At 71.3% G+C, this 23,556-nt stretch carries 24 protein-coding genes; 13 read left to right on the forward strand and 11 right to left on the reverse strand.

The window, feature by feature from the left end:
* Positions 1-103 precede the first annotated feature (103 nt).
* The gene (locus DP939_RS40175; protein ID WP_113986089.1) at positions 104-268 is read right to left on the reverse strand and encodes a DUF3073 family protein; all 165 of its coding nucleotides are present in this window, start codon (positions 266-268) and stop codon (positions 104-106) included.
* A 411-nt stretch (positions 269-679) separates the two neighbouring features.
* On the opposite strand from DP939_RS40175, the gene DP939_RS40180 reads away from it, so the two are divergent.
* Complete coding sequence (locus DP939_RS40180) at positions 680-997, forward strand: PASTA domain-containing protein (protein ID WP_147268325.1); 318 nt, start codon at positions 680-682, stop codon at positions 995-997.
* Here the strand turns inward: DP939_RS40180 and DP939_RS40185 are convergent.
* Complete coding sequence (locus tag DP939_RS40185) at positions 970-1,416, reverse strand: helix-turn-helix transcriptional regulator (protein WP_113986091.1); 447 nt, start codon at positions 1,414-1,416, stop codon at positions 970-972. The genes DP939_RS40180 and DP939_RS40185 overlap by 28 nt on opposite strands.
* A gap of 253 nt (positions 1,417-1,669) precedes the next feature.
* Here DP939_RS40185 and DP939_RS40190 point away from each other — a divergent pair, with 253 nt between their 5' ends.
* From DP939_RS40190 to DP939_RS40205, 4 genes are all read left to right on the forward strand, one after another.
* Positions 1,670-2,020, forward strand: coding sequence for an STAS domain-containing protein (locus DP939_RS40190; RefSeq protein ID WP_147268326.1), 351 nt, complete (start codon positions 1,670-1,672; stop codon positions 2,018-2,020).
* A 146-nt stretch (positions 2,021-2,166) separates the two neighbouring features.
* Positions 2,167-3,339: a cytochrome P450 gene (locus DP939_RS40195; RefSeq protein ID WP_113986093.1), complete on the forward strand. Its 1,173-nt coding sequence runs from the start codon at positions 2,167-2,169 to the stop codon at positions 3,337-3,339.
* 71 nt (positions 3,340-3,410) lie between these two features.
* Entirely contained in the window at positions 3,411-3,911 is a 501-nt protein-coding gene (locus tag DP939_RS40200) for a methyltransferase family protein (protein WP_113986094.1), read from the forward strand.
* A 144-nt stretch (positions 3,912-4,055) separates the two neighbouring features.
* Positions 4,056-5,072 carry a polysaccharide deacetylase family protein gene (locus tag DP939_RS40205; protein WP_225878788.1) on the forward strand — a complete coding sequence of 339 codons (1,017 nt, stop codon included), beginning with the start codon at positions 4,056-4,058 and terminating at the stop codon, positions 5,070-5,072.
* Here DP939_RS40205 and ispH read toward each other — a convergent pair.
* From ispH to DP939_RS40225, 4 genes are read right to left on the reverse strand one after another with little or no spacing between them, the layout of a single operon-like run.
* Positions 5,066-6,313, reverse strand: coding sequence for a 4-hydroxy-3-methylbut-2-enyl diphosphate reductase (ispH, locus tag DP939_RS40210; protein ID WP_113986096.1), 1,248 nt, complete (start codon positions 6,311-6,313; stop codon positions 5,066-5,068). The genes DP939_RS40205 and ispH overlap by 7 nt on opposite strands.
* A 21-nt stretch (positions 6,314-6,334) precedes the next feature.
* The gene (locus DP939_RS40215) at positions 6,335-7,393 is read right to left on the reverse strand and encodes a family 2 encapsulin nanocompartment cargo protein polyprenyl transferase (protein ID WP_113986097.1); all 1,059 of its coding nucleotides are present in this window, start codon (positions 7,391-7,393) and stop codon (positions 6,335-6,337) included.
* A 28-nt stretch (positions 7,394-7,421) separates the two neighbouring features.
* Positions 7,422-8,810 carry a family 2B encapsulin nanocompartment shell protein gene (locus tag DP939_RS40220; protein WP_113986098.1) on the reverse strand — a complete coding sequence of 463 codons (1,389 nt, stop codon included), beginning with the start codon at positions 8,808-8,810 and terminating at the stop codon, positions 7,422-7,424.
* Complete coding sequence (locus DP939_RS40225) at positions 8,810-10,216, reverse strand: family 2B encapsulin nanocompartment shell protein (protein WP_113986140.1); 1,407 nt, start codon at positions 10,214-10,216, stop codon at positions 8,810-8,812. Before DP939_RS40225 ends, DP939_RS40220 begins: the two co-directional genes overlap by 1 nt.
* Positions 10,217-10,805: 589 nt before the next feature.
* Here DP939_RS40225 and DP939_RS40230 point away from each other — a divergent pair.
* Positions 10,806-11,399, forward strand: a complete 594-nt coding sequence (locus DP939_RS40230) for a hypothetical protein (RefSeq protein ID WP_113986099.1) — start codon at positions 10,806-10,808, stop codon at positions 11,397-11,399.
* 14 nt (positions 11,400-11,413) lie between these two features.
* On the opposite strand, the gene DP939_RS47320 is transcribed toward DP939_RS40230, so the two are convergent.
* On the reverse strand, positions 11,414-11,563 hold the full coding sequence (locus tag DP939_RS47320; RefSeq protein ID WP_199565729.1) for a hypothetical protein: 150 nt from the start codon (positions 11,561-11,563) through the stop codon (positions 11,414-11,416).
* A gap of 165 nt (positions 11,564-11,728) precedes the next feature.
* Between DP939_RS47320 and DP939_RS40235 the strand changes: the two genes are divergently transcribed.
* Positions 11,729-12,787, forward strand: coding sequence for a sensor histidine kinase (locus tag DP939_RS40235; RefSeq protein WP_158578956.1), 1,059 nt, complete (start codon positions 11,729-11,731; stop codon positions 12,785-12,787).
* 59 nt (positions 12,788-12,846) lie between these two features.
* On the forward strand, positions 12,847-14,517 hold the full coding sequence (locus tag DP939_RS40240; RefSeq protein ID WP_113986101.1) for a serine/threonine protein kinase: 1,671 nt from the start codon (positions 12,847-12,849) through the stop codon (positions 14,515-14,517).
* A gap of 4 nt (positions 14,518-14,521) precedes the next feature.
* Here the strand turns inward: DP939_RS40240 and kynU are convergent, their stop codons facing one another.
* The 3 genes from kynU to DP939_RS40255 form a co-directional block, all read right to left on the reverse strand.
* Positions 14,522-15,727 (reverse strand): kynureninase, encoded by a 1,206-nt coding sequence (kynU, locus tag DP939_RS40245; RefSeq protein ID WP_113986102.1) that lies wholly within the window; start codon positions 15,725-15,727, stop codon positions 14,522-14,524.
* A 29-nt stretch (positions 15,728-15,756) separates the two neighbouring features.
* On the reverse strand, positions 15,757-16,272 hold the full coding sequence (locus tag DP939_RS40250; RefSeq protein WP_113986103.1) for a 3-hydroxyanthranilate 3,4-dioxygenase: 516 nt from the start codon (positions 16,270-16,272) through the stop codon (positions 15,757-15,759).
* 69 nt (positions 16,273-16,341) lie between these two features.
* The gene (locus tag DP939_RS40255) at positions 16,342-17,763 is read right to left on the reverse strand and encodes an aldehyde dehydrogenase family protein (RefSeq protein WP_113986104.1); all 1,422 of its coding nucleotides are present in this window, start codon (positions 17,761-17,763) and stop codon (positions 16,342-16,344) included.
* A 101-nt stretch (positions 17,764-17,864) separates the two neighbouring features.
* Here DP939_RS40255 and DP939_RS40260 point away from each other — a divergent pair, with 101 nt between their 5' ends.
* The 3 genes from DP939_RS40260 (at position 17,865) to DP939_RS40270 (ending at position 19,927) form a co-directional block, all read left to right on the forward strand.
* Positions 17,865-18,569: a dienelactone hydrolase family protein gene (locus tag DP939_RS40260; protein WP_113986141.1), complete on the forward strand. Its 705-nt coding sequence runs from the start codon at positions 17,865-17,867 to the stop codon at positions 18,567-18,569.
* A gap of 257 nt (positions 18,570-18,826) precedes the next feature.
* Positions 18,827-19,579: a GntR family transcriptional regulator gene (locus DP939_RS40265; RefSeq protein ID WP_113986105.1), complete on the forward strand. Its 753-nt coding sequence runs from the start codon at positions 18,827-18,829 to the stop codon at positions 19,577-19,579.
* 123 nt (positions 19,580-19,702) lie between these two features.
* The gene (locus tag DP939_RS40270; protein WP_113986106.1) at positions 19,703-19,927 is read left to right on the forward strand and encodes a hypothetical protein; all 225 of its coding nucleotides are present in this window, start codon (positions 19,703-19,705) and stop codon (positions 19,925-19,927) included.
* A gap of 272 nt (positions 19,928-20,199) precedes the next feature.
* Here DP939_RS40270 and DP939_RS40275 read toward each other — a convergent pair whose 3' ends face one another.
* Positions 20,200-21,402 (reverse strand): coiled-coil domain-containing protein, encoded by a 1,203-nt coding sequence (locus DP939_RS40275; protein WP_147268327.1) that lies wholly within the window; start codon positions 21,400-21,402, stop codon positions 20,200-20,202.
* 167 nt (positions 21,403-21,569) lie between these two features.
* Here DP939_RS40275 and DP939_RS40280 point away from each other — a divergent pair, with 167 nt between their 5' ends.
* Both DP939_RS40280 and DP939_RS40285 read left to right on the forward strand, forming a co-directional pair.
* Entirely contained in the window at positions 21,570-22,163 is a 594-nt protein-coding gene (locus DP939_RS40280) for a gamma carbonic anhydrase family protein (protein ID WP_113986108.1), read from the forward strand.
* A gap of 24 nt (positions 22,164-22,187) precedes the next feature.
* On the forward strand, positions 22,188-23,525 hold the full coding sequence (locus DP939_RS40285; protein WP_113986109.1) for a hypothetical protein: 1,338 nt from the start codon (positions 22,188-22,190) through the stop codon (positions 23,523-23,525).
* The last annotated feature ends 31 nt before the right edge of the window (positions 23,526-23,556 follow it).

The following is a 23,556-nucleotide window of genomic DNA, read 5'->3' on the forward strand; positions in this document are numbered from 1 at the left end:
CCTGGCTGACGGTGCTATGGACCGGCAGTGCTGCCGAGGTCGAGCCTAGCGCGCGTGGACGACCACGCCGCCCCTGATCGGACGCGTCCGTGATCGGACACGGTCAGCGGGCGGCCGCGTCGTTCTCCTGGGTCGCCTCGTCGTCGCGCTCATCCTCTTCGGCGCCCGACAGCTCCGCGCGCAGGCGGTCGATGTCCATGCTGTGCGTGCGGTACTTGAGCTGCCGTGCGACCTTCTTCTGCTTTGCCTTGGCTCGGCCTCGTCCCATGGGGCTCCACTCCCTCGCCCTGTCCCGGCATCTCCCTATCAACCTTACTATTTGCGCAAGCAGGAAAGTCACGAGTTAAACAGTGTGACCGAACACTCACCAAGGACGGGTAGCACCAGGTCAAACGTACCGGAGCGGCCCGGCGCCCTCACAACGCCGAGGTCGGACGGCCTCCGGCCTGCGGTTCGGCGGGTTGGGAGCCGCGCGCGGCGCGGGGTCCACGCGCGGAGCGCGGGGGCGGGAGCGGCCGGTTTGCGGGAATATGCAGGTGCCGTGACGTACGGCGGGCCGAGGTCAAGCGCAGGGGACGTACCGCCGGAGGGAACGCAAAAGTACCCCCGCCGGTCTCATGACGCGGAACGGCCGCGGTGCGTACCATCGGGCCCAGGTGATGATCCGCTGGACAAGATCGTGGTTCCCGATTTCCGCGGCATGCAGGCGCTGAACGCCTGGCTCGCCGGGCACGACGCGGGCGTACTGCTCCAGGGCATCGAGCCCGACGGCCCGGCCCCGCTCACCGACGGTGTGGTGGTCGCGCAGCGGCCCGCCCCGGGGAGCGTGGTGCACCGCTGGGACGTGATCACGGTGTGGCTGCGCGGCGAACCCGGCGATGGGGCGGGCGACCGCGAGCCGCGCGAGCCGTCCCCGCCGGTCGGAGCGCTCAGCCGGGAGCTTCCCGGAGAGATCCCCGATCGACCCGGCTACCCTCCCACTCGGCCGCCCTCCTGATCGGGCTGATCGGATCGATCGGGCGCGGGCCCGAGGTCGGTCGTGAGGGTCGGGACGGCGGGCGTGGCGGGCACGTCGGTGACCGTCTCGGCGTCGGTGGTCGGGTGGGGTTGGTTGCGGTTGGTGAACAGGGCGAGGAACTCGTCGAGGTTGAGATCGGCCTCCGCCGGATGGCGGAAGCCCCGGTCTTCGTTGATGGTGTAACGGTTGCGGCGGCCGACCCGGGTGCGTGTGAGGTAGCCCGCGGTCACCAGGTCGGAGACGATGGCCTGAGCGGCGCGCTCGGTGATCCCGGCGGTGGCGGCGACGTCGCGCAGCCGTACCTCGGGGTCGCGGGCGATCTCCAGGAGTACGCGGGCATGGTTGGTCAGGAACGTCCAGCGGCCGGCCTTCGCACCGTCGTCGGGACCCATGACCATCTCCGCATCATACGGTCGTGAAGGGAGGGTCAAGAGACCCCTCATCCATGGGCGAAACTTTTTTCGTGCATCAGTTGACAGGTGTTCGAGCCGCAGAGCACGCTGAGGGTCTTACCAGACACAGACGATTTGTCCGGCCCGACTGCTGCGAAGGATCGGTGGAATCATGACCAATACCCTGGTCTCGCAGCCACATCCGTCTGGGTGACCCACCGTGCCCGCGCGAGAGGGACCGCCCCTGGGGGGCGGCCCGGTGAGTGCCCGGCGCGTGCTCTTCAACGACGGACGGCTCCGCGTCGTGGCACTCGCCTCAATGGACGATTCGGCGACACTGTTGATCAGCGGTGAGATCGATCGGAGCAACAGCGATCGGCTCGGCGCGATCCTGGCCGAGGTCCAGGTGACCACCCGGCCGGCCGGCGACGCCATGGTCGTCGATCTGGCCGAGGTGTCGTTCGTGGACCTGTCGGGGCTGCGCGTACTGGCGCTGATCCCTGGCGTCCCGCGGGAGCAGGCGCCGCGGGTGCTGAACATGCCGCCCTTCGTCCAGCGGCTGCTCGGGCTGCTCGGGCCCGATGGCGATGAGGGCGGCCGTACCGGGTAAGTCCATCGTCACCGGGACTATCGGGGGTCGGCCGCGCACATCCCGAGTTCTTCGACAGTATTGGTACCGGCGCGTCCATAGCGACCCCCGTGCCATGCCCGAAACATGGTGATATCCCCGACCGACAATAAGGAACGCGACACAAAATGTCCGAGAACGACTTTCCCCTCGTGCAGTTCATGCGCGAGGGCCTGGACCCGGTCGCCGAGCTCGCGCGCATCCGCGCCGAGCAGCCGGTCTTCCCGCTCAAGATGCCGGACGGGCAGACCGTCTGGCTGGTGACCCGGTACGAGGACGTCCGGTCCGTGCTCGGTGACGCGGGCCGGTTCAGCAACGACTTCGCCAACGTGTCGGGGGCGGTTCAGCAGGAGGACCCGGGCGGCCTGGGCTTTCGCGACCCGCCCGAGCACACCCGACTGCGCAGGCTGCTCACGCCCGAGTTCACCGTGCGGCGGCTGCGACGGCTGGAGCCGCGCATCGAGGCGATCGTGGCCGAGCACCTGGACGAGATGGAGCGGGCGGGGGGTCCGGTCGACTTCGTGCAGAAGTTCGCGCTGCCGATCCCGTCGCTGGTGGTCGGCGAGCTGCTCGGCGTACCGAAGGCGGACCAGGCCGGTTTCGTGAAGCTGGGCGCCGACCGCTTCGACTTCTCCGCCGGGCCCGAGGCGTCGCTGAAGGCGGTCAACGACGCGATGACGTACCTGACCGACCTGGTCGCCAGGGAGCGTGCGAACCCGGGTGACGGGCTGCTCGGCATGCTGCTCCGCGAGCACGGCGACGAGCTGGGCGACCGGGAGCTGGCCAGCCTCGCCGACGGGATGCTCACCGGCGGGCACGACACCAGCACCAGCATGTTCGCCCTCGGCACGCTGTGGCTGCTCGGGCACCCGGAGGAGGCCGCCAGGGTGCGCGAGGAGGAGGGCTACATCGTGCAGGTGGTGGAGGAGCTGCTGCGTTACCTCACCGTCGTGCAGGTCGCCTTCCCGAGGTTCGCCAAGGAGGACCTGGTCGTCGGCGGGCAGCCGATCGCCAAGGGCGAGATGGTGCTGTGCTCGCTGGTGGCGGCCAACCGCGATCCGGCGCTGGGCGAGGACATGGACACGGCACGCCCGGGCCGCGAGGTCGCCTCGCACATGGCGTTCGGGCACGGCCTGCACCACTGCATCGGGGCGCCGCTCGCCCGGATGGAGATGAAGATCGCCTACCCGGCGCTGCTGCGCCGCTTCCCGGGGCTGCGGCTGGCCGTTCCCGAGTCGGAGATCCCCTACCGCGGGATCTCCATCGTGTACGGCGTGGACGCCCTGCCCGTTGCCTGGTGACGATCGTCGAGCCTAAACTCATCAGAGGAGGAATTACCTCGCTCGATTAGGCCCGGGTAGGAGAGTGCGCCATGCGCCGGACTCCAGCGGCGATCGTGACTTCCATCTTCTTCGGAGTCGGTCCGGGTACGGTCGCCGTGCTGGTGCCGTGGGTCATCACGCGCTGGGAGTTCGCCGATCCGCTTTCTGCTGGGTTGATGCCGCCGCTCCGCGCCGCCGGTGTGCTGTTGATCGCCGGCGGCGGGGCGGTGCTGGTCCACGCGTTCACCCGGTTCGTCCGGGAGGGGCTGGGCACGCCCGTCCCGGTCGCCCCGCCGGAGCGGCTGGTGATCGGCGGCCTGTACCGGTACGTCCGCAACCCGATGTACGTCGCGCTCTTCGCGGTGGTGGCCGGGCAGGCGCTGCTGTTCGGCCAGGTGTCGCTGCTGCTGTACCTCGCGCTGGTGGCCGGGCCGGTGGTCGCGTTCGTCAAACTGCGCGAGGAACCCCTGCTGACCCGCAGGTTCGGCGCGGACTACCGGCGCTACCGCGAGGAGGTACCTGGCTGGTGGCCGCGCGTCCCGAGGCGGTGACGAAGAGCGTCCGCGACGCTCCCTAGAGTCACTCTTTGCCGGAGCCACCGTCTGCCGCTCCGAGACAGCGGGGAGAAGACCACTATCTCTTCCATCTGTCTGGAGGGCCCAATGAGGGGCTACGGGGTTTGCCGGACAGGGGCCGTGGCGCTCAGCCTGCTGGCCCTCGCCGGGTGCATGTCGGACGCGGACGACGCGGTCAAGGTGGCCGCCGCCAAGAAGGCGGCGAAGGCCGTGTCGCCGCAGGAGGTGCGCAAGGCCCGGCTCGCCGTGGCGGCCAAGGCCAAGGCCAACGAGCTGGGCCAGGTCCCGGTGCTGATGTACCACCGGGTGGTGGCCAAACCGGACATCGCCGACGACCGCACCCCCGCGCAGTTCCGCGCCGAGCTGGAGCGGCTGGCCCAGGAGGGGTACGTCCCGATCACCGCCGCCGAGTACGCCACCGGCAAGATCGGCATCCCGGCGGGCAAGCACCCCGTGGTGCTCACCTTCGACGACTCCTCGCCCTCGCAGGTCACCCTGGACGGCATGGGCGAGCCCGCGCCGGACAGCGCGGTGGGCATCCTGCTCGACGTGGGACGCAGGCATCCCGGCTTCCGGCCGGTCGCCACCTTCTACGTGACCCGTGACATGTTCGGCAAGGCCCGGCCGGAGGAGCAGACGCAGATCCTCACCTGGCTGCACGAGCGCGGCTTCGACCTCGGCAACCACACCCGCGACCACCTCAACCTGCGCGGCAAGGCCAAGAAGCAGGTCGAGAAGGAGGTCGCCGCCGGGCACCAGGTGATCAGGGGGCGCATCCCGTTCGACCCGGTGACGCTGGCGCTGCCGTACGGGAACCAGCCGAACACCAAGGAGTGGGCGCTGCGCGGCTCGGCCTCGGGCACCCGGTACGACTACGGTGGGGTGTTCCTGGCCGGTTACACGCCCGCGGCCTCCCCCTTCTCCAAGGACTTCGACCCGCTGGGCATCCCGCGCATCAAGTCGCAGGACAAGAAGGGCGAGTGCCTGCGGTTCTGCTCGACGGCGTGGCTGGACTGGCTCAAGGAGCACCCGGAGGAGCGGTACACCTCGGACGGCGACATCAGGACCGTCGCCTATCCGAAGTTCAAGGCCGCGTTCGGCGCCAAGAAGTACGCCGCCTACGCGCTGCCCTACTGACCCTTGCCGCGAAGGGCCGCGGGCAGGGTGAACCGGATCGTCTCGTGGGTGACCTCGCGTTCTTCCACCGTGACGCCGCCGAGGCCATCGAGCGCCGCGACCACCGCGTCCACCAGGTACGGGGGTGCGGACGCCCCGGCGCTCAGCCCCACCACCCCGGCCCTGGCCAGCCACTCCGGGCGGATGTCGGACGCGTCGTCGATCAGGTGACTCGACGTGCCGTGCCTGCGGGCCAGCTCGACCATCCGCATCGAGTTGGAGGAGTTGGCCGAGCCGACCACCAGCACCACGTCGGACTCCCGCGCGATGGCCGCCACCGCCTGCTGGCGGTTGGTGGTGGCGTAGCAGATGTCGTCGGTGCCCGGCCCGCGCAGCGCGGGGAACCGGCCGCGAAGGACGTCCACGACCTCCTGGGCCTCGTCCACGGCCAGCGTGGTCTGGGTGAGGTAGGAGACCCGGGAGGGGTCGGGGACCGACACCAGGGCGGCCTCGGCGGCGTCGGCGACCACGATGGTCTCGCGCGGGGCCTCGCCGTAGGTGCCCTCGACCTCCTCGTGCCCCTCGTGCCCGATCAGCAGCACGGTGTCGCCGCGCCCGGCGAACCTGCGGGCCTCCGCGTGGACCTTGGTGACCAGCGGGCAGGTCGCGTCGATCACGTCCAGGCCGCGCCGCGCGGCGTCCTCGCGTACGGCGGGCGACACCCCGTGCGCGGAGAACACCACCGTCGCCCCGTCGGGGACCTCGGCCAGCTCCTCCACGAACACCGCGCCCCGCCCGGCCAGGTCGGCCACGACGTGCGCGTTGTGGACGATCTGCTTGCGTACGTAGATCGGGCCGCCCCGGCGGCGCAGCACCTCCGCGACGATCTCGATGGCCCGCTCGACGCCCGCGCAGAACGAGCGCGGCGCGGCCAGCAGCACGAGCCGGGGCCGGGCCACCGCCAGGCACGCGCCGAGCGCGGCGCGGGCGGCGGGCCAGGCGGTGATGTCGTCGCGGACGGTGGCCACGCCGAGCCCGGCCGGGCCGTTCGCGCCGGACACCGTGACCGTGAGCGAGTCGAGGCCGGGGTCGCCCTGGTGACCGAGCGGGCCGCGGACGACGAGCACGCCGCGGCGGCGCAGGTCGCCCTCGACCAGGCCGGCCGCCGGGCAGCGGACCGGGGGGCCGCCGGGAACGATCAGCTCATCGGCGACGAGCACGGCGCCTGGCTGTGGGATGGGGGCCGTGCGATCCTCCGGCATGGAACCTCCTGGTGCAGTCGGTCAGTGATCTCGTCGGGTGACCAGGCGGGCCAGGCTCTGAAGTTCGGCCGCGGCGCGGGCGGACGCGCCGGTCTGCGCCCAGTCCAGCTCCCGCGTGGCGGTGGCCAGCAGGCCGTCGGCCTCCGCCTGGCTCCACGCCCTGCCGCCGGCCTCCTCCACCAGCCGGGCGGCGCGGGCCAGCTCGGGGTCGGTCAGCGGGTGCGCGGATCGGTACAGGGCGGCCAGCTCCCGGCCCGCGGGGGTGTCGGAGGTCAGGGCGGCCACCACCGGCAGCGACTTCTTGCGGTTGCGCAGGTCGGAGTACACCGGTTTGCCGGTGACGCCGGGATCGCCCCAGATGCCGAGCAGGTCGTCGACGTGCTGGAAGGCGAGGCCGAGGTGCCTGCCGAACGCGCCCAGGTGCTCGACCCGCTCGTCGGGGGCGCCGCCGTACAGTGCGCCGAGCGCGCACGCGCCGCCGAGCAGCGCCCCGGTCTTGGCCGTGGCCATGGCCTGGCACTCGGCCAGCGCGACGTCGTCGCGCCGCTCGAAGGACACGTCGGAGTACTGGCCGTCGATCAGCTCCAGGACGGCGGCGCCGAGGGCCCTGGCCGCCCGGCGCGCGGCCGGGCGGCCCGCCGCGGCCAGGACGTCGAAGGCCAGGGTCATCAGCGCGTCGCCGGCCAGGATCGCCGGGCCGCGGCCGAAGATCGTCCAGGCGGTGGCGCGATGGCGGCGGCTGGTGTCGCCGTCCATCACGTCGTCGTGCAGCAGCGAGAAGTTGTGGGTCAGCTCGACCGCGACCGCCGCGGGCACGGCGTCGGCCGCCTCCCCGCCGACCACCTCGGCGGACAGCAGGACCAGCGCGGGCCGGATCGCCTTGCCGCCCCCGGCTTCGTCGGCCTCGCCCGCCGGACGGCCCTGCTCGTCGGACCAGCCGAAGTGGTAGCCCACGATGCGCCGGACCGCCTCCGGCAGCGACTCGACGGCCTCGCGCAGGGCGGGGCCGATCAGGGCCCTCCCCCAGGCGAGCACGTCGGCGGCGGGCCGCGGGTGGATCTTCTCCTCGACTGCGGACATCTCTCGCCTTTCGGTCCTCGCCCGCGGATCAGCGCGCGATCTCTACGTTCTCCAGTACGCCGAGCGCGTCGGGGACCAGCACCGCCGCCGAGTAGTAGGCGCTCACCAGGTAGGAGGCCACCGCCTGCTCGGTGATCCCCATGAACCGGACGGTGAGCCCCGGCTCGCGCTCGTCGGGCAGCCCCGTCTCGCGCAGGCCGACGACGCCCTCGTCCTTCTCCCCGGTGCGCATGACCAGGATGGACGTGGTGCCCTCGCGGCTGATCGGGATCTTGTCGGAGGGCAGCACCGGGACGCCGCGCCAGGTGGTGACCCGGGTGCCCTCGAAGTCGATCGACTCGGGGTAGACCCCGGCCCTGGTGCACTCGCGGCGGAACGCCGCGATGGCCCGCGGGTGGGCCAGGAAGAACCGGGACTTCCTGCGCCGGGCGAGCACCGCGTCCATGTCGGCGGGCGTGGGCGGGCCGGTACGGGTGTGCACCCGCTGCTTGAGGTCGGCGTTGTGCAGCAGCCCGAACTCCGGGTTGTTGAGCATCTCGTGCTCCTGCCGCTCACGCAGCGCCTCGACGGTCAGCCGGAGCTGCTGCTCCAGTTGGTCCATCGGGTCGTTGAACAGGTCGATCACCCGGGTGTGCGCCCGCAGCAGCGTCTGGGCCACGCTGAGCTGGTACTCGCGGGGGGCCAGCTCGTAGTCCACGAACGTGCCGGGCAGCGCCGCCTCGCCGCTGTGCCCCGCCGACAGCGCGATGGCCGCCTCGCCGTGCTTGTCGGTCGCCCGGCCGGGCGCGGCCAGGTGGCGGGCCACGTGGTCGCGCAGCGACTCCGAACGCTCCTGCTCCGCCGCGAAGGCGGCGCGCGGCAGCACCAGCAGGATGACGCCGGTGACGGCCACGACGCCCTCGTCCCAGGTGGCGTCGGGGCTGGTCAGCGCGGCGTCGCCGAAGTGGTCGCCGTCGGCCAGGTGGCCGGTCTCGGCGGGCTCGCCGTACGGCCCGGCCACCGTGCGGCGCAACTTGCCGTGCGCGACCAGGTACAGGCCCTCGGCGGGATCGCCGGGCGCGGCGATCTCCGTGCCCGCCGCGTATTCGCGCTGCTCGAACCGGCCGGCCAGCGCGACGAGCGCGTCGTCGTCGGCCAGCCCGCGCAGCAGCGGCAGCTCGCGCAGCTCGGGCGCGACCACCTGGACGCGCCCCGCGGCCGAGATGAAACTGACCCGGCCGTCGCCGACCGTGTAGGTCAGCCGCCGGTTGACCCGGTAGGCGCCGCCCCTGGCCTCGACCCAGGGCAGCATCCGCAACAGCCAGCGCGGGGTGATGCTCTGGGACTGCGGCTCGGTCTTGGTGGTGGTGGCCAGGTTGCGCGCGGCGGCCGTGCCCAGGCTGAGCCGCGCGTCTTCCGGTCGTGCCTCGCGGACCATCAGTGGCCGATCTCGGCGTTGTCCAGGACACCGAGCGCGTCGGGCACCAGGACGGCGGCCGAGTAGTAAGCGCTGACCAGATAGGACATGACGGCCTGCTCGTTGATGCCCATGAACCGCACGGACAGGCTCGGCTGGTACTCGTCGGGGATGCCGGTCTGGTGCAGGCCGACGACGCCCTGGTTGTTCTCGCCGGTGCGCATCAGCAGGACGGACGTGGTGCGGGCCTTGCTGATCGGCAGCTTGTCACAGGGCAGCACCGGCACGCCGCGCCAGGCGGGGACCTTGTGCCCGGCGATGTCGACGCTGTCGGGGTAGACCCCGCGCTTGCTGCACTCGCGGCCGAACGCGGCGATGGCCTGCGGGTGGGCCAGGAAGACCGAGGGCTCCTTCCACACCAGCGCCAGCAGCTCGTCGAAGTCGTCCGGAGTGGGCGGGCCGGTGCGGGTGTGCACCCGCTGCTTGAGGTCGGCGTTGTGCAGCAGGCCGAAGTCGCGGTTGTTGATCATCTCGTGCTCCTGGCGCTCGCGCAGGGCCTCGATGGTCAGCCGGAGCTGCTGCTCGACCTGGTTCATCGGCTGGTTGAACAGATCGGCCACCCGGGTGTGCACCCGCAGCACGGTCTGCGCCACGCTGAGCTGGTACTCGCGCGGCTCAAGCTCGTAGTCCACGAACGTGCCGGGCAGGACCGGCTCGCCGTCGTGGCCGGACGACAGCTCGATGGCGGACTCGCCGTAGGCGTCCTGGGCCTTGGTGGGGGCGGCCAGGTAGCGCGCGACGTGCTCGCGCAGCCCGTCGGAGGAGTCGATCAGCTCCTGCAGCGCCGCGCGCGGCAGCACGAGGACCGTTCCACCGGTGATCGCCTTGATCGAGTAGTCCCAGTCGCCTTCGGGCTCCACGATCTCGTGGTCGCCGAAGTAGTCGCCGTCGGCGAGCACGGCCAGCACGTTGTCCTCGCCGTACTGGCCTTCGCCGATCTTGTTGACCTTGCCGTGCGCGATGATGAACAGCTCCTGGGCCGGGGAGCCGCTGGTCACCAGGGTGTCGCCGACCTCGAAGGGCCGCTGCTCGAACCGGCCGGCGAGCGCGGTGAGCAACTCGGCGTCGTCGAACCCGCGCAACAGGCCCAGCTCGGTCAGCTCGGCCGGGATGACGCGGATGTCGGCGCCCGTGGAGGTGAAGCTGACCCGGCCGTCGCCGACCGCGTAGCTGAGGCGCCGGTTGACGCGGTATGTTCCACCGGACACCTGGACCCAGGGAAGCACGCGCAGGAGCCACCGTGAGGTGATGCCCTGCATCTGCGGTACGGTCTTGGTCGTGGTCGCCAGATTACGTGCGGCGGCCGTACTCAGGCTCAGCTGCGACGACTCTTCGACGCCTGCGCCGTTCTCCACCGTCTCGGTCACGATGCGCACCACCAATCTCCATCGGGGGGATGGACATAACGGAATTGGTCAGACAGGTTGACCGGACGGATCACTGCAAATAGGGCATATGAGTGCGGCGTCTGCCGCCCGGCCTGTCTGATGTGGGGAAACTCAGGACCACCGGACTACGCGCGCACACGCGCACGGCCCATGGCGAATCTATCGAGCTTTACCCTACCGAGGGTGTACAGGGCGAATCCTTTGCGGATTCGGCCGGGTTTTCGTGGACGCCCACCAGTATGCTTGTGCGCCATTCTGAAGTCAATGAGTCACTAACCGCAACGGGAATTACCACTTTTCCCGCTTAATTCCGGCTTCACCCGGAGTTGCCGTGTGGTCAATATTTTCCGACCTAGGGGATCAATCGGTCGTTAGTGGTATATAGTGACTTTTGTCGCATTCGCCCATTTTGTCGGCGTTACCGGGTGATCCTTCGCGATCGGATGAAGTGGGCGTTCAGCCGGACAGACGGGCACTACCCTGGCCCGCTATGACGTACGGCGCGCCTCATCACCGACCCCCTCAGCAGAACGCTCCACACCCCCACCACCAGCGGTGGCGTCCGCCCATGGGCCACCCGCCGGTCGTGATCGACGTGGCCGCGGGGGCGAGGCGCAAGGCCGTGATCGGTGGGTCGGTCTCCGGCGTCGTCGGGCTCATCGCCATCGTGTCGGTGTTCACCGGCCAGGTGCTCGGCGGGCAGGCGACCTACGTCACGGGGTTCATCATCGGCCTGGTGTTCCTGCTGATCGGGCTACTGCCAGTGATCGCCTGGCGGAAGCTCACCCGGCCGCGCAAGCTCGTCTTCGACATGGGCGGCGTGCGCTGGGACGACCCGCAGGGCAAGCCCTGGGCCGTCCCGTGGCACGATCTGTCCGCCGTCGTCATCTCACGGTCCAAGCAGCCAAGGGTCCAGCCCAGCGACTACGTCCTGCGCAAGATCATGGTCCGCCTGGACCTCCATCCCGCCGACCCCGCGTTCCGGGGCCGGCATCCGGAGATGGAGCATCTGTGGGAGTTCCACAGGGTCAAGAACGGCTACCGGCTGCCGCTCGGGTCCTCTCCCGCCTACATCCCGATCATCGAGGGCGCCATGCGGGCCTTCGCCCCCGGGCTCTACCAGGGGATTCGCGACGAGGGGTTCGTCGGCGGGCTCGTGTAGGGGTCAGTGGGGGCTCACCTGCCGCGGCGGCGCCAGCGGTCCAGCAGGCCGCGGGCCTTCTGCCGATTGCGCGGGTCGTTGGCCATCCGCTTGGCCTTCTCCACGGCCTGCCGGCCCTGCGGGCTGCTGAGGTAGCGGCGGACCTTGTCTACCAGTGATGCCATGTTCGCCTCCTTGCGTTGTCCTCCCACTACCCTGCGTTCCGCCTTCGATGCGCCCCGGATGATCTGGCCCAGCTATAGGCCGCGGGTTTGCCCTCTCGTGAGGTGAAATCGCCTATACATGAGCAAATAGCCGGATGTCAGGTTTCGGGGATGAGTGCGGAGAACATGGCTGCCAACGCGCCGCACGGCGAGCGATCCGTGCGCACGCGGATCATGGGGACGGTGCTGCCCCGACTCGGGTTGTTCCTGGTCGTGGCGCTGCCCGCCACCTACCTCGCGGTACGCGCGGCCCCCTCGCCGGGTGTGGCGCTGGCGACCGGGCTCGCGGTGCTGGGGGTCACGGTGCTGGTCGTGGCGGGGCTGGTCGTGCGGCGCGCGGCCGGGCGTACGGCCCGGCGGGTGGAACGGATGGGTACGGCGCTGCGCGAGGCCACCGCCGCCGACCTCGGCCGCAGGATGCCCGTGCCGCCCCGGCCCCGCGACGGCGACGAGGTGGACCGGCTGGCCGCGGCGGTGAACCGGACCCTGGACCGGCTGGAACGCGCTGTGGAGTACGAGCGGCGGTTCGCCTCGGACGCGTCGCACGAGCTGCGCACACCGCTGACCGGGCTGCGCACGCGCATCGAGTTCGCGCTGGCCGACCGTGAAGAGACCGACCCCTGGCAGACGCTCAAGGACGTACTGAAGGACGCCGACCGCATCCAGGCCATCGTGGAGGACCTGCACACCCTGTCCCTCCTGGACGCCGGGCACCGTCCCCGCAGGGAGCCCGTGGACCTGTCCGCGCTGACCAGGGCGGTGCTGTCCGCCTCCCCCACGCGGGTGCCGGTGTCCACCGACATCGCGCTCGGCGTGGCCGTGCCGGGCGACCCGTTCCAGCTCAGGGCCCTGGTGACGAACCTGCTGACCAACGCCGAGCGGCACGCGAACAGCGCGGTGTCGATCACGGTGTCCGCCGGTGAGGGCACGGCCGTGCTGGTGGTGACCGACGACGGCGGCGGCATCGCCCCGGCGGACCGCGAGCGGGTCTTCAAGCGGTTCAGCCGCCTGGACACCGCCCGCAGCCGGGATCGGGGCGGCACCGGGCTGGGCCTGTCCATCGCCAGGGACATCGCCGCGGCCCACGACGGCCAGCTCCGCGTCGAGGACCCGGTGAACGGCCAGGGCGCGCGGCTGGTGCTGCGGCTGCCGCTGACGGCCGAGCGCGCATCCATCACTTCATGAACACATTAAGCGCAAATACGCTCCTTTATCACCCTCAACAGCGGTAACATGATCACGCTATGTCATCGGGAGACCAGCACGACGCGCTCGGCAGCGGCTACCAACTGCTCGACAAGATCGGCGAAGGGGCCATGGGCGCGGTCTGGCGTGCCGTGGACCGGCGTACCGGTGAGCACGTCGCCGCCAAGCTGCTGCACGGCCGCCTCCTCGACGATCCGGACATCGTCGGGCGTTTCGTACAAGAGCGCAGCGTCCTGCTCCGGCTGCGCCACCATGGCATCGTCGCCATCCGCGACTTCGTGATCGAGGGGTCGCGCGTCGCGATCGTGATGGACCTCGTCGAGGGCGCCGACCTCGGCCGCTATCTGCGCGAGCGCGGCACGCTGCCGCCCGCCGAGGCCGTCGGGATCGTCATCGAGCTGGCCGGGGCGCTGGCCGCCGCGCACGCGGCCGGGGTGGTCCACCGCGACGTCAAACCGGCGAACGTCCTGCTCGGCCGTTCCGTGATGCTGACCGACTTCGGCGTCGCGCGCATCCTCCAGGGCCCCGCGGCGGCGGCGACCGCCGTGGTGGGCACGCCGATCTACATGGCCCCCGAGGCGATCGAGGGGGCCAGCGCCGCCCCGGCCGCCGACGTGTACGCGCTCGGCATGGTCCTCTACGAGCTGCTGGCCGGGCGGGCGCCGTTCGCGGGCGGCAACCACCTGAGCGCGCTGCACAGCGCGTTCAACATGACCCCCAGGCGGCTGCCGGGGATGGGCGACGAGATCTGGTCGATCATCCAGGACGCCACGGCCAAGGACCCCGCCCGGCGGCCCACGGTCCCGGTGCTGGCGGAGCGGCTGCGCGCGGTGCTGCCCGCCGTACAGGGGACGGGGGCGCTGCCCCGGGTGCATCGGGACGCGCCGCTCGCGCTCACGACCGTGCCGGTCGAGCGGGCCGCGCAGGCCGCGCCCACGCGGCGGCGACGCAAGCGCGTGATCGCCGCGGTCAGCAGCGTCGTGGCGGCCGGGGCGCTGACCCTGGTCGCGGTCCAGTTCGCGAACGCCGGGAGCGGCCCGGCCGATCCGCACCCCACGCCCGTGGCGGCCGGTCGTACGGTCGCGCCCACGCCGGAGGTCTCCCTGGCGCCTCCGCAGGTGGTGGAACTCAGCCCCACCGCCACGCCGGAGAAGACCGATAAGTCCGGCAAATCAGACAAGAAGCAGGACCCCTCCTCCGCCCGCCGCCCCGCCACCTCCGACTCCCACGTCACCGCCCCGCCCACCAAGCGCGCCGACAAGCCCTCCAAGGGCGAGACCTCCCCCAAGCCGACGAAAACGGCAAGCCCGTCTCCCGCGAAGCCATCCTTCATCCAGGAGGGCCCCGTGCGCCGCGACGAGATGCGCTGCCGCGAGCCCTGGCTGGTGGTGGCCAAGGCCGGGATCGCGATGCGCCCGTGCATCCGGGTCAAGGACGGCATCATGGCCGTCATGGGTCAGGTACGCGGCTCCAAGGGCGTCACCGCCGACGCCCACGTCGAGCTGTGGCGGCCGGGCGTCGGCACGATGCTCGGGCCCTACATCTGCAACGGTATGCGCTTCACCTACGACGGCCAGATCAAGACCTGCGGCTGGTTCAAGGTGGACCCGCCGGACGGCGCGACCTACCAGGCCAGGCAGCGGTGGCGGCTGTCCGGCAAGGGCGGCGACTTCAACGGCGGCGCGCAGTCGGCCGGGCTGGAGTGGTAGTCGTTCAGGTGACCGCGAGGCGGCGGGTGTAGCGCTCGTCGTGCCACGGTTCGGCCGCGAAGACCTCGGTCAGCGCGGTCGCGGCGTCGTAGACGTCCACGTACCGCAGGTACAGCGGCGCGAACCCGAACCGCAGGATGTCCGGGGCGCGGAAGTCGCCCTGCACGCCGCGTTCGGCCAGCGCGCGGACGACCGGGTAGCCGTGCGGATGGCGGAAGGACACCTGGCTGCCGCGCCGCGCGGGCTCGCGCGGGGTGGCCAGCCGTAGGTCCGGGTGAGCGGATTCGGCCAGCTCGATGAACAGCGACGTCAGCGCGAGGCTCTTGGCGCGGACCGCGGCGAGGTCGGCCCGCTCGAAGATCTCCAGCGCGGCGTCCAGCGCGGCGAACGACAGTACGTGCGGGGTGCTCACCGCGAATCCGCGGACGCCCTCGGCCGGGCGGAAGGACGGCTCGAAGGCGAACGGCTCGGCGTGGGCGTACCAGCCGGTGAGCGCGTTGCGCGCGGTGCCGTGGTGGCGCGGGTTGACGTACAGGAAGGCCGGGGACCCCGGACCGCCGTTGAGGTACTTGTACGTGCATCCGACCGCGAAGTCCGCGGCCGAGACGTCCACCGGAAACGCGCCGACGCTGTGGCACACGTCCCACACCATCAGCGCGCCCGCCGCCTGGACCCGCGCGGTCACCTCGGCGACGTCGCGGCGCTCGCCGGTGCTGTAGACCACCTCCGACAGCAGCACCACGGCCACGTCGTCGCCGACGTGGGGCCAGTCGCGCACCTCGTAGCCGTCCAGCAGGGCGGCCAGGCCCTCGGCGATGTACCGGTCGGTGGGGAACTCCCCGAGGTCGGCGACGATCACCCTGCGGTCCGGGCGCAGCTTGAGCGCGGCGGCCAGCGCCTGGAAGACCGCGATGGAGGTGGTGTTGCCGGCCACCACCTGGCCCGGCCCCGCGCCGATCAGCGGCGCGATCCGGTCGCCCATGGCCAGCGGCTGGGCAAACCAGCCGGCGGTGTTCCAGCCGCCGACCAGCTCACCGCCCCACTCCCGCTCCACCGCCCGGGCGACCCGGGCCGCGGCGCTCTTGGGCGGCGCGCCGAGCGAGTTGCCCGCCAGGTAGATCCGGTCGTCGGGCAGGGTGAACTCGGCGCGGAAACCGGCGAGCGGGTCTGTGGCGTCCAGGGCCTGGCATTCGTCGCGGGACAGGGTCATGCGTGTTCCTCCGGTGCGTGGGTCACCCGTCAGCCCTTGCCGGGGTGGTGGGCCCCGCAGGCGTCGCAGGTGCGGGCCTTCTCGTCGGCGTAGAACGCCTCGAAGACCGGCGGCAGGTCGACCACGATGTCGCGTACCTGCAGCTCCACCTCGTGGACCAGGTTGCCGCACTCCTGGCAGTACCACTGGAAGCGCTCCAGCGTGCCCTCCGGCCGGACCTTCTCCACCAGGAAGCCGATCGAACCGGGCTCGGGGCGCTGCGGCGAGTGCGGCAGGTTGCGCGGCAGCAGCCACATCTGGCCTTCGCGGATGTGGACGGTGTCGGGGCCCTCCGGCGTGATGACGTTGACGTGCATGTTGCCGCGGACCTGGTAGAACAGCTCCTCGTACGGGTCCACGTGGTAGTCGGTGCGGGCGTTGGGGCCGCCGACGACCATGACCACCAGGTCGTCCGCGCCCTCGAAGATCACCTTGTTGCCGACCGGCGGTTTGAGCAGGTGGGCGTGCTCGTCGATCCACTTCGTGAAGTCGATGGGTGGGATCATGGGCGTCCTCCGCTGCAGACGTGCGGTAAGTCTCGTTTTATCCGGCAAAGCCGGACATATCAACCAGGTTCAGGCGTCCTCCAGCTTGATCGTCACCGTGGAGGGCTCGGAGTAGAAGTCCAGCGAGTGGACGCCGCCCTCGCGGCCGATCCCGGACAGCCGCAGCCCGCCGAACGGCGTGCGCAGGTCGCGCAGGAACCAGGTGTTGACCCACACCAGCCCGGCCTGGACGGCGGCGGCCACCCGATGCGCCCGGGACAGGTCGCGCGTCCACACCGTGGCCGCCAGGCCGTACCGGCTGTCGTTGGCCAGCGCGACCGCCTCGGCCTCGGTGTCGAACGGCGCGATGTGGCACACGGGCCCGAAGATCTCCTCCTGGTTCACCCGCGAACCCTGCGGCAGGCCGGTGAGAACGGTCGGCTCGACGTGGTAGCCGCTCTCCGCCCAGGGCGGGACGCCGCCCCCGGCCAATACCTCCGCGCCCTCGGACGCCGCCAGCCGGTAGTACGAGAGCACCTTCTCGCGGTGACCGGCCGAGATCATCGGCATCGGCTCGCGCTCGCGGGACAGCTCCTCGGCGCGTTTGGCCAGCCGCCTGGCGAACTCCTCGTAGATCGGCCGCTCGACGTACAGCCGTTCGGTGCACAGGCAGACCTGGCCGCCGTTGGTGAACACCGAGCGCACCGAGCCCTCCACGGCCGCGTCCAGGCGGGCATCCGCGAAGATCAGCCCGGCGTTCTTGCCGCCCAGCTCGAACGAGATCGGCTTGACGCCGTCGGCGACGGTCCGCATGATCGCCGACCCGGTACGGCTCTCGCCGGTGAACGTCACGCCGTCCACCCCCGGGTGCCCGGCCAGGAACTCCCCCGCCGACCCCGCGCCCGGCCCGTTGACCACGTTGAGCACGCCGGCGGGCAGCCCCACCTGGGCCGCGATGTCCGCCAGCACGGCGGCCGACCCCGGCGTCAGCTCGGACGGCTTGATCACGATCGTGTTGCCCGCCACCAGCGCCGCCCCGGCCTTCCAGGTGGTCAGCAGGAACGGCAGGTTCCACGGGACGATCACCGCCACCACTCCGAGCGGACGGCGGATGGTGTAGCTCAGCGTACCGGGCAGGTGGTACGCGTTGTCCGGACGCTGGGCGGCTATGTCGGCGAACACCCTGAAGTTGGCGGCTCCGCGTGGGATGTCCAGCGTGCGGGCCTGCACGGCGTCCTTACCGGTGTCGGCGACCTCGGCGGCCACCAGGTCGTCGAACCGCGCCTCCATGCCGTCCGCGAGCCGCCGCAGCCACGCCGCGCGCTCGGCCACCGGCAGCGCGGCCCAGCCCGGCTGCGCGCGCCTGGCGGCCGTCACGGCCCGGTCCACGGTCTCGCGTCCGGCCTCGTGGATCCGGCCGATCTCGGCCCCGGTCACCGGGTCGTGGTTGGCGAAGGTGGCGCCCTCCGCGATCCACTCACCGCCGATGAAATGACCGTTCTGGTATGACATCACCGCCTCCTCCCTCCCTTCGCATCGTCTCTCCCGGCGGCCCCGGACGCCAGCGCGCGCGCTGTTGGCGATCTATGTGTCGCGTGACATCCTGGGTGATCGTGACGACACGTACAGAACGGGTGACGGTATCGGACGGGGCCTTCGACATGCCGGTGTGGCTGCCGGCGTCCGGACGCGGGCCGGGGATTCTGCTGATCCAGGAGGTCTGGGGCGTCGGGCCCTACATCAGGAAGGTCGGCGAAGACCTCGCCGCGCTGGGCTACGTCGTGGGCGCGCCCGAGCTGTTCTGGCGGCTGCACGAGCACTGGGAGGGCGCCCACGACGACGCGGGCCTGGCGGCCTCCCTCGACCTGGCCTCGCGCTTCGACTTCGAGCGCGGCGTGGAGGACAGCGCCGCCGCCCTCGGCCACCTGCGCGGCCTGCCGGAGGTCGCCGGGCGGGCCGGGACGTTCGGGATCTGCCTGGGCGGGTCGATCGGCTACATGCTCGGCGCGCGGGGCCTGCCCGACGCCGTGGTGGCGTTCTACGGGTCGGCCATCCCCGACGCCACGGATCTGATGGACTCGGTGCGGGCGCCGCTGCTGTGCGTGTTCGGCGGCTCGGACCCGTACATCCCCAGGGACAAGGTGGCCAAGGTCGAGGAGGCGGCGGCCGGGCGGCCCGGTGTCGAGGTACGCGTCTACGAGAAGGCCGGACACGCCTTCCACAACCATCTGGCCCCGCGCTTCCACGATCCGGAGTACGCGCCGCGCGCCTGGGAGGCCGCAACGACCTTCCTTTCCCGCCACCTTCCCGTTACCTGACACTCCATTCACGCAGGTCAGGTCGCGCACCCGTGGGGTCTCTCTTTACGCGATTGCCATCCGTCGGTGATGGGCACGATCATTACCGGCCAGGACCGTTCCACGGTAACGGACCGAGAAAACCCCCGTAGATCACCACATAGGCACGATTCACTCAAAATCAACTCGGGACCAACCTGCGTATCTGTGCGATCGTGGACAAGACGGGGCAAGTTCTCTGGAGAGCCAAAGCAGTTGGTGACAGAGGGTGATCAAACGTGTCGGAATCCCCGGTGTCCAACGAGCCCCCGATCTATCGGCGCATAGCCGACGGGCTCCGCGCCGCGATCTTGTCCGGTGAACTGCGGGACGGCGACCGGTTGCCGGGCGAGAACGCGCTGATGGCCGAGTACGGCATCGCCCGTGCGACCGCCAGGCAGGCGCTCTCCGTGCTCATCAACGAGGGTCTGGCCGTGCCCAAGCGAGGGTCCGGAGTCTATGTGCGCAGGTTCAAGCCGATCAGGCGGCACGGCTCCCGGCGTCTGGCGCGCGACCAGTGGGGCCAGGGGCGGGCGATCTGGGACTCCGACACGCGCGGGCGGCCGTACACGGTCGACGGGCTGCGCGTGGCCAGGGAGCCCGCGCCCGACGACGTGGCGGCGATCCTGGCCGCCTCGGAGGTCTGGGTGCGCAGGCGGCGCTACTCGGTGGACGAGCGGCCGGTACAGCTCGCGACCTCCTATTTCCCCGCCGACCTGGTGGAGGGCACACCCATCACGCTCCCCGACACCGGCCCCGGCGGCGTCTACGCCAGGCTCGGCGACCTCGGCCAGGCCCCCGCGCACTTCACCGAGGAGGTCCAGGCGCGGATGCCGCAGCCGGAGGAGGTGACCGCGCTGCAACTGCCCGCGGGCACGCCCGTGGTCGTCGTCTGCCGCACGGCCTACACGGCGGGAGGGACCGCGGTGGAGGTCAACCTCATGACGTTAGACGCCGCGTCTTATGTACTTCAGTACGACTTCGACGCCTAAGTCAAGGCAAAACGTCAAGCGGCTACGTTGACCTGACCCCTACGATCATTGATTTCTCTAGAGATGTGGCGCACCTTCGTAAGTGCAAGGTCGCAAACCGGGCCCTGGGGAAAGGGTGGACAGATGTCCTTGGACCGGCATCTCACAGAAATCGCCCGGGAGTACCCCGACTGGACCATCTGGCGCAGCGACGCGGGCCGGTGGTGGGCCACCCGCCACCACCCGCTCTCCCTGCCGGAGCGCGAGGCCGGCCTCGCCATGACCATTGACGCCGACACCCCGGACGACCTGCGCGAACAGCTCATCGACCAGCGGGAGCGCGCCGAGTCGCTGGGGCCGGACCCCTAGCCAGCCCCGTGGAACGCACCCGATCGAGGGGGGGCGCTCCACGGGTCCGAGCCGCCCGGTGCCGGAGTCTGCGTCACGCGGCTCCGGCGCCGGGCACCACAGGCGCGGAAGCCTCTGACCCGATCGGGGGCGGGGGTTTCCGCTTCGGTCCGGCCGCGCCGACGAAGCCGCGGCCCGGACCACGCAGTACCAGCACCACGAAAGTGCGCGGCGAGCCCACACCACCCACTGCACCATCGCCCGCGCACCCTGAGCGGGACGACGGCCGCCGGTCAGCCGCGGTCGTGCCGGGAACGGGCGTACGCGTCGTCAGGTATCCCGTCGGCCTCGACGACATCGTGCGCACCGGGCTCCGGCGCTCCGGGGCGGCCGGTCTCCGCGTCGTCGTCCCGCTCCACCTCGGCCCCCGGGCGGGGGGCCTCGTCCTCGGCGTCGTCCACGACCACGCGGACGACCTCGGCGTCGAAGTCGGGGGCGGGCTCCAGCGCGTCCTGGGGCTCGGTGAGCTTGCGGACGTCCTGGGTCATGTCGGGGGTGACCTCGGGGGTGATCTCGGGGACGGCCTCCGGCGCGATCTCAGGCGTGGGGAACTGCTGCACCGCCGAAGGCGGGAGTACTTGAGCCTCGTTCACCAGCGCCCCGGCCGCGTTCTCCTGGTGCAACAGGTCGCCGAGCACCGCGCCGATCTCGGTGAGCCTGCGCACCACCTCGCCGTGGGTGTCGGTCAGGTAGGCGACCCTGCGCCCGGTCTGCTCGTCGAGCGTCGCGGCGCGGTGCTGGGCCGCGGCCAGCGCGGCCTGGGCGTCGGCGCGGGCGGCCTCAAGGGTGGCCTCCGACTCCGCCCTGGCGGCGGCGAGCGTGGCCTCGGCCTCGGCGCGAGCGCCGCCGATGGTCTGCTCCGACTCCTGCCTGGCCTCGGTGAGCAGCCGCTCGGACTCGGCCTGCGCCGCGCGCACGGTCTGGTCGGCCTCCGCCCTGGCGGTGGACACGGCCTCCTCGGCCTGCGCCTGGGACTGGGCCAGCATCTGCTCGGAGGCGGCGGTGGCCTCGGTGACCCGGCGCTCCGCCTCGGCCTGGGCCGCCGACAGGATGCTCTCGGACTGCTCCCGAGCGGTGGTCATCAGCCGCTCGGACTCGGTGGCGGCCTCCTCGCGCACCCTTCCCGCCTCGGCCTCGGCGTCCTGCTTCTTGGCCGCGGCCTCCTCCTCGCCCAGCTTGAGGATCTGCGCGAGCCGGGGGCTGAGGTCTTCGTAGCTCTGCGGCCCCTCGACCATCCGCCTGCGGGCCTCCGCCAGCTCGATGCGGCCCTGCTCCGCCTGCTCGATCGCCCGCGCCAGCCGCTCCTCCAGATCGCGGATCTGGTTCCGCGTGCGGACCATATAGTCGTGGACCTGACGGCGGCTGTAGCCGCGCATGACGACCTCGAAGGAGTCGTCCTGCATCAGGTCTGGAATGCTTTCGTGCTGGTTTGTCATGGCATTGCCCTGGGGGTCTACGAGATGAGGAAGGACGACGGCTCAGGCCGATGGTACGGCGGGCTGGACGGCCAGGGCGTCAGGAAACGACTTTCCTGCCTGCGGGCCGAGTCCGCAACCCGAACGCTCCACCTGCTGCGGAAATATCGACTTACTACCATGAATCCATGAATGATCTCCCCTCCATCAGGACTACCCCCTTCATCGGGGCTCTCCCCTTCGACGCGACGAATGATCTCCCCTTCATCGCGGCCCTCCCTCCCGACGCGACTCCTGACATCCACCCAGAAGCGTATGTCGCTCCCGGAGCCGTCGTGGTCGGCAGGGTGCGGCTCGGCCGCGCGGCCAACGTCTGGTACGGCTCCGTGCTCCGCGGTGACGATGAGCGGATCGAGGTGGCGGAGGAGTGCAACATCCAGGACCTTTGCTGCCTGCACTCCGACCCTGGGGAGCCGGCGATCCTGGAGCCGCGGGTGAGCCTCGGGCACCGGGCCATGGTCCACGGGGCGTACGTCGAGACGGGCGCGCTCATCGGGATCGGCGCGATCGTGCTCGGCGGGGCCCGGGTGGGCGCGGGCACGCTGGTCGCGGCCGGGGCGGTGGTGCCGCCAGGGCGTACCGTACCGGCCGGTGTGCTGGTGGCCGGTACACCGGCCAAGGTGATCCGTGAGCTGACCGACGCCGACCGGGCCTCGTTCGCCAAGACGCCCGAGGGGTACATGGCCAAGGCCGACCTGCACCGCGCAGCGCGGCGCGTATGATCGACGCCCCGCGAGACGTCTAACATGGCCGCCGTGCGACAGTGGGATGGATTCTCGACCATCGAGGGCGACGTACGCGCCATGGTCGACGATCCGCGCTGGCCGGGGTTGCCGGCGCAGGCCAAGGCGCAGGCCGTCGCCGCGCGCATGCTGGTCACCGCGGACGGCGGGAGATGGCTGTTCGGCACGCACGCGCGCTGGTACCGCCAAGATCCGGTCGATGGGCGCTGGCACCTGTCCGCGCCCCCGCTGGACCAGACGCTGCGCTCCTCCGCCCACGTCGTGCGGCACACCTCTCCGCTGGCCGCGGACCTCGTGCCGCGCGGACCCGACTTCTCCTACGAGGAGGGTTCGACTCAGGGCTTCATCGGCCCCGACGTGCCCACCGACATCGTGGAGAAGGTCCGTGTGCTGGTCCTGTCCCGCAGGGCCAGGCACGAGGACTTCCCGCTCACCACCGAACCGCTCAGCAGGCTCTTCGCCGGTGACGTCGCCAGCACCGTCGCCGCGGTGTGGGGCACGCTGATGTGGACGGCCTACGCCCCGGCGTTCGACGGCAACGAGGTGCTGCTGTCGATGTTCGGCGAGTTCCTGGGGCGGGCGCTGCCGGGCGACGAGTTCGTCCGGTGGGTGAGCCGGGTCTCCCTGCTCGACCTGGCCGGCCTGTACGCCGAGCGGATCAGAGCCGGGGAGCCCAAGGCCGGGCTGCGGCTCGCGGCGGTGATGGCCAACACCGCCGACGCCGTGCTCGCCGACGACCGCTTCCGGCCGCGCGCCGCGGCGCTGCTCGCCATGCTCCAGCCCGCGCTGCGCCGCCGCGACCTCGACCACGCCGCCGCCCACCAGGGCGACGAGGCCGTACGACAGGCGTGGCTGGACCGCTGCCCCCCGCTGCTGACCCGCGCGGTGGTCTGCGAGACCTCGCCCGGCGAATACTTCAGGCACTCGATGTACGACCTGGTGCAGTCCCTCGGCTACATCGCCAAGCGGCGGCACGACCCGCGGGTCACCGCGGCGGCACTGCTGGCCGCCGACCTCGCCGCGCTGTCCCCCCAGTCGGCCGCCAAGGTCTATCCGTGGCTGGACCCGGAGATGCGGCACGTCGTCCACACCGTGCTCGCCGACCCCCGGCACACGCTGCGCGGCCAGTGGCCGGACGACGGCGAGCTGCCGCCCTCACTGCGCCCGCCGGACATCGGCAGCGCGGCGGCCCTGCTCGGCACCGCCTACGCCACGGGCCTCGCCTGGTGCTCCCTGGCCGGGGTGGAGGCCCCCGCGAGCGGGTTCGCGACGGCGGCGGCGACGGCCCGGCGACTCACGCATCACTTGATCTTCGCCAATGAATCCGGCTTAAACCAATAGGTGGGTAATTTCCGCCTTACCTTCCCTATAC

The sequence above is a fragment of the Spongiactinospora rosea genome (assembly GCF_003315795.1).
GTDB lineage: Bacteria > Actinomycetota > Actinomycetes > Streptosporangiales > Streptosporangiaceae > Spongiactinospora > Spongiactinospora rosea.

Bases quoted from the DNA above. Each gene is read 5' to 3' on its own strand.
- DP939_RS40175 (WP_113986089.1), bottom strand. From the start codon at position 268: ATGGGACGAGGCCGAGCCAAGGCAAAGCAGAAGAAGGTCGCACGGCAG.
- DP939_RS40185 (WP_113986091.1), bottom strand. From the start codon at position 1,416: ATGGTCATGGGTCCCGACGACGGTGCGAAGGCCGGCCGCTGGACGTTC.
- DP939_RS40195 (WP_113986093.1), top strand. From the start codon at position 2,167: ATGTCCGAGAACGACTTTCCCCTCGTGCAGTTCATGCGCGAGGGCCTG.
- DP939_RS40200 (WP_113986094.1), top strand. From the start codon at position 3,411: ATGCGCCGGACTCCAGCGGCGATCGTGACTTCCATCTTCTTCGGAGTC.
- ispH (WP_113986096.1), bottom strand. From the start codon at position 6,313: ATGCCGGAGGATCGCACGGCCCCCATCCCACAGCCAGGCGCCGTGCTC.
- DP939_RS40215 (WP_113986097.1), bottom strand. From the start codon at position 7,393: ATGTCCGCAGTCGAGGAGAAGATCCACCCGCGGCCCGCCGCCGACGTG.
- DP939_RS40220 (WP_113986098.1), bottom strand. From the start codon at position 8,810: ATGGTCCGCGAGGCACGACCGGAAGACGCGCGGCTCAGCCTGGGCACG.
- DP939_RS40230 (WP_113986099.1), top strand. From the start codon at position 10,806: ATGGGCCACCCGCCGGTCGTGATCGACGTGGCCGCGGGGGCGAGGCGC.
- DP939_RS47320 (WP_199565729.1), bottom strand. From the start codon at position 11,563: ATGGCATCACTGGTAGACAAGGTCCGCCGCTACCTCAGCAGCCCGCAG.
- DP939_RS40235 (WP_158578956.1), top strand. From the start codon at position 11,729: ATGGCTGCCAACGCGCCGCACGGCGAGCGATCCGTGCGCACGCGGATC.
- DP939_RS40240 (WP_113986101.1), top strand. From the start codon at position 12,847: ATGTCATCGGGAGACCAGCACGACGCGCTCGGCAGCGGCTACCAACTG.
- kynU (WP_113986102.1), bottom strand. From the start codon at position 15,727: ATGACCCTGTCCCGCGACGAATGCCAGGCCCTGGACGCCACAGACCCG.
- DP939_RS40250 (WP_113986103.1), bottom strand. From the start codon at position 16,272: ATGATCCCACCCATCGACTTCACGAAGTGGATCGACGAGCACGCCCAC.
- DP939_RS40255 (WP_113986104.1), bottom strand. From the start codon at position 17,763: ATGTCATACCAGAACGGTCATTTCATCGGCGGTGAGTGGATCGCGGAG.
- DP939_RS40270 (WP_113986106.1), top strand. From the start codon at position 19,703: ATGTCCTTGGACCGGCATCTCACAGAAATCGCCCGGGAGTACCCCGAC.
- DP939_RS40275 (WP_147268327.1), bottom strand. From the start codon at position 21,402: ATGACAAACCAGCACGAAAGCATTCCAGACCTGATGCAGGACGACTCC.
- DP939_RS40280 (WP_113986108.1), top strand. From the start codon at position 21,570: ATGAATGATCTCCCCTCCATCAGGACTACCCCCTTCATCGGGGCTCTC.
- DP939_RS40285 (WP_113986109.1), top strand. From the start codon at position 22,188: ATGGCCGCCGTGCGACAGTGGGATGGATTCTCGACCATCGAGGGCGAC.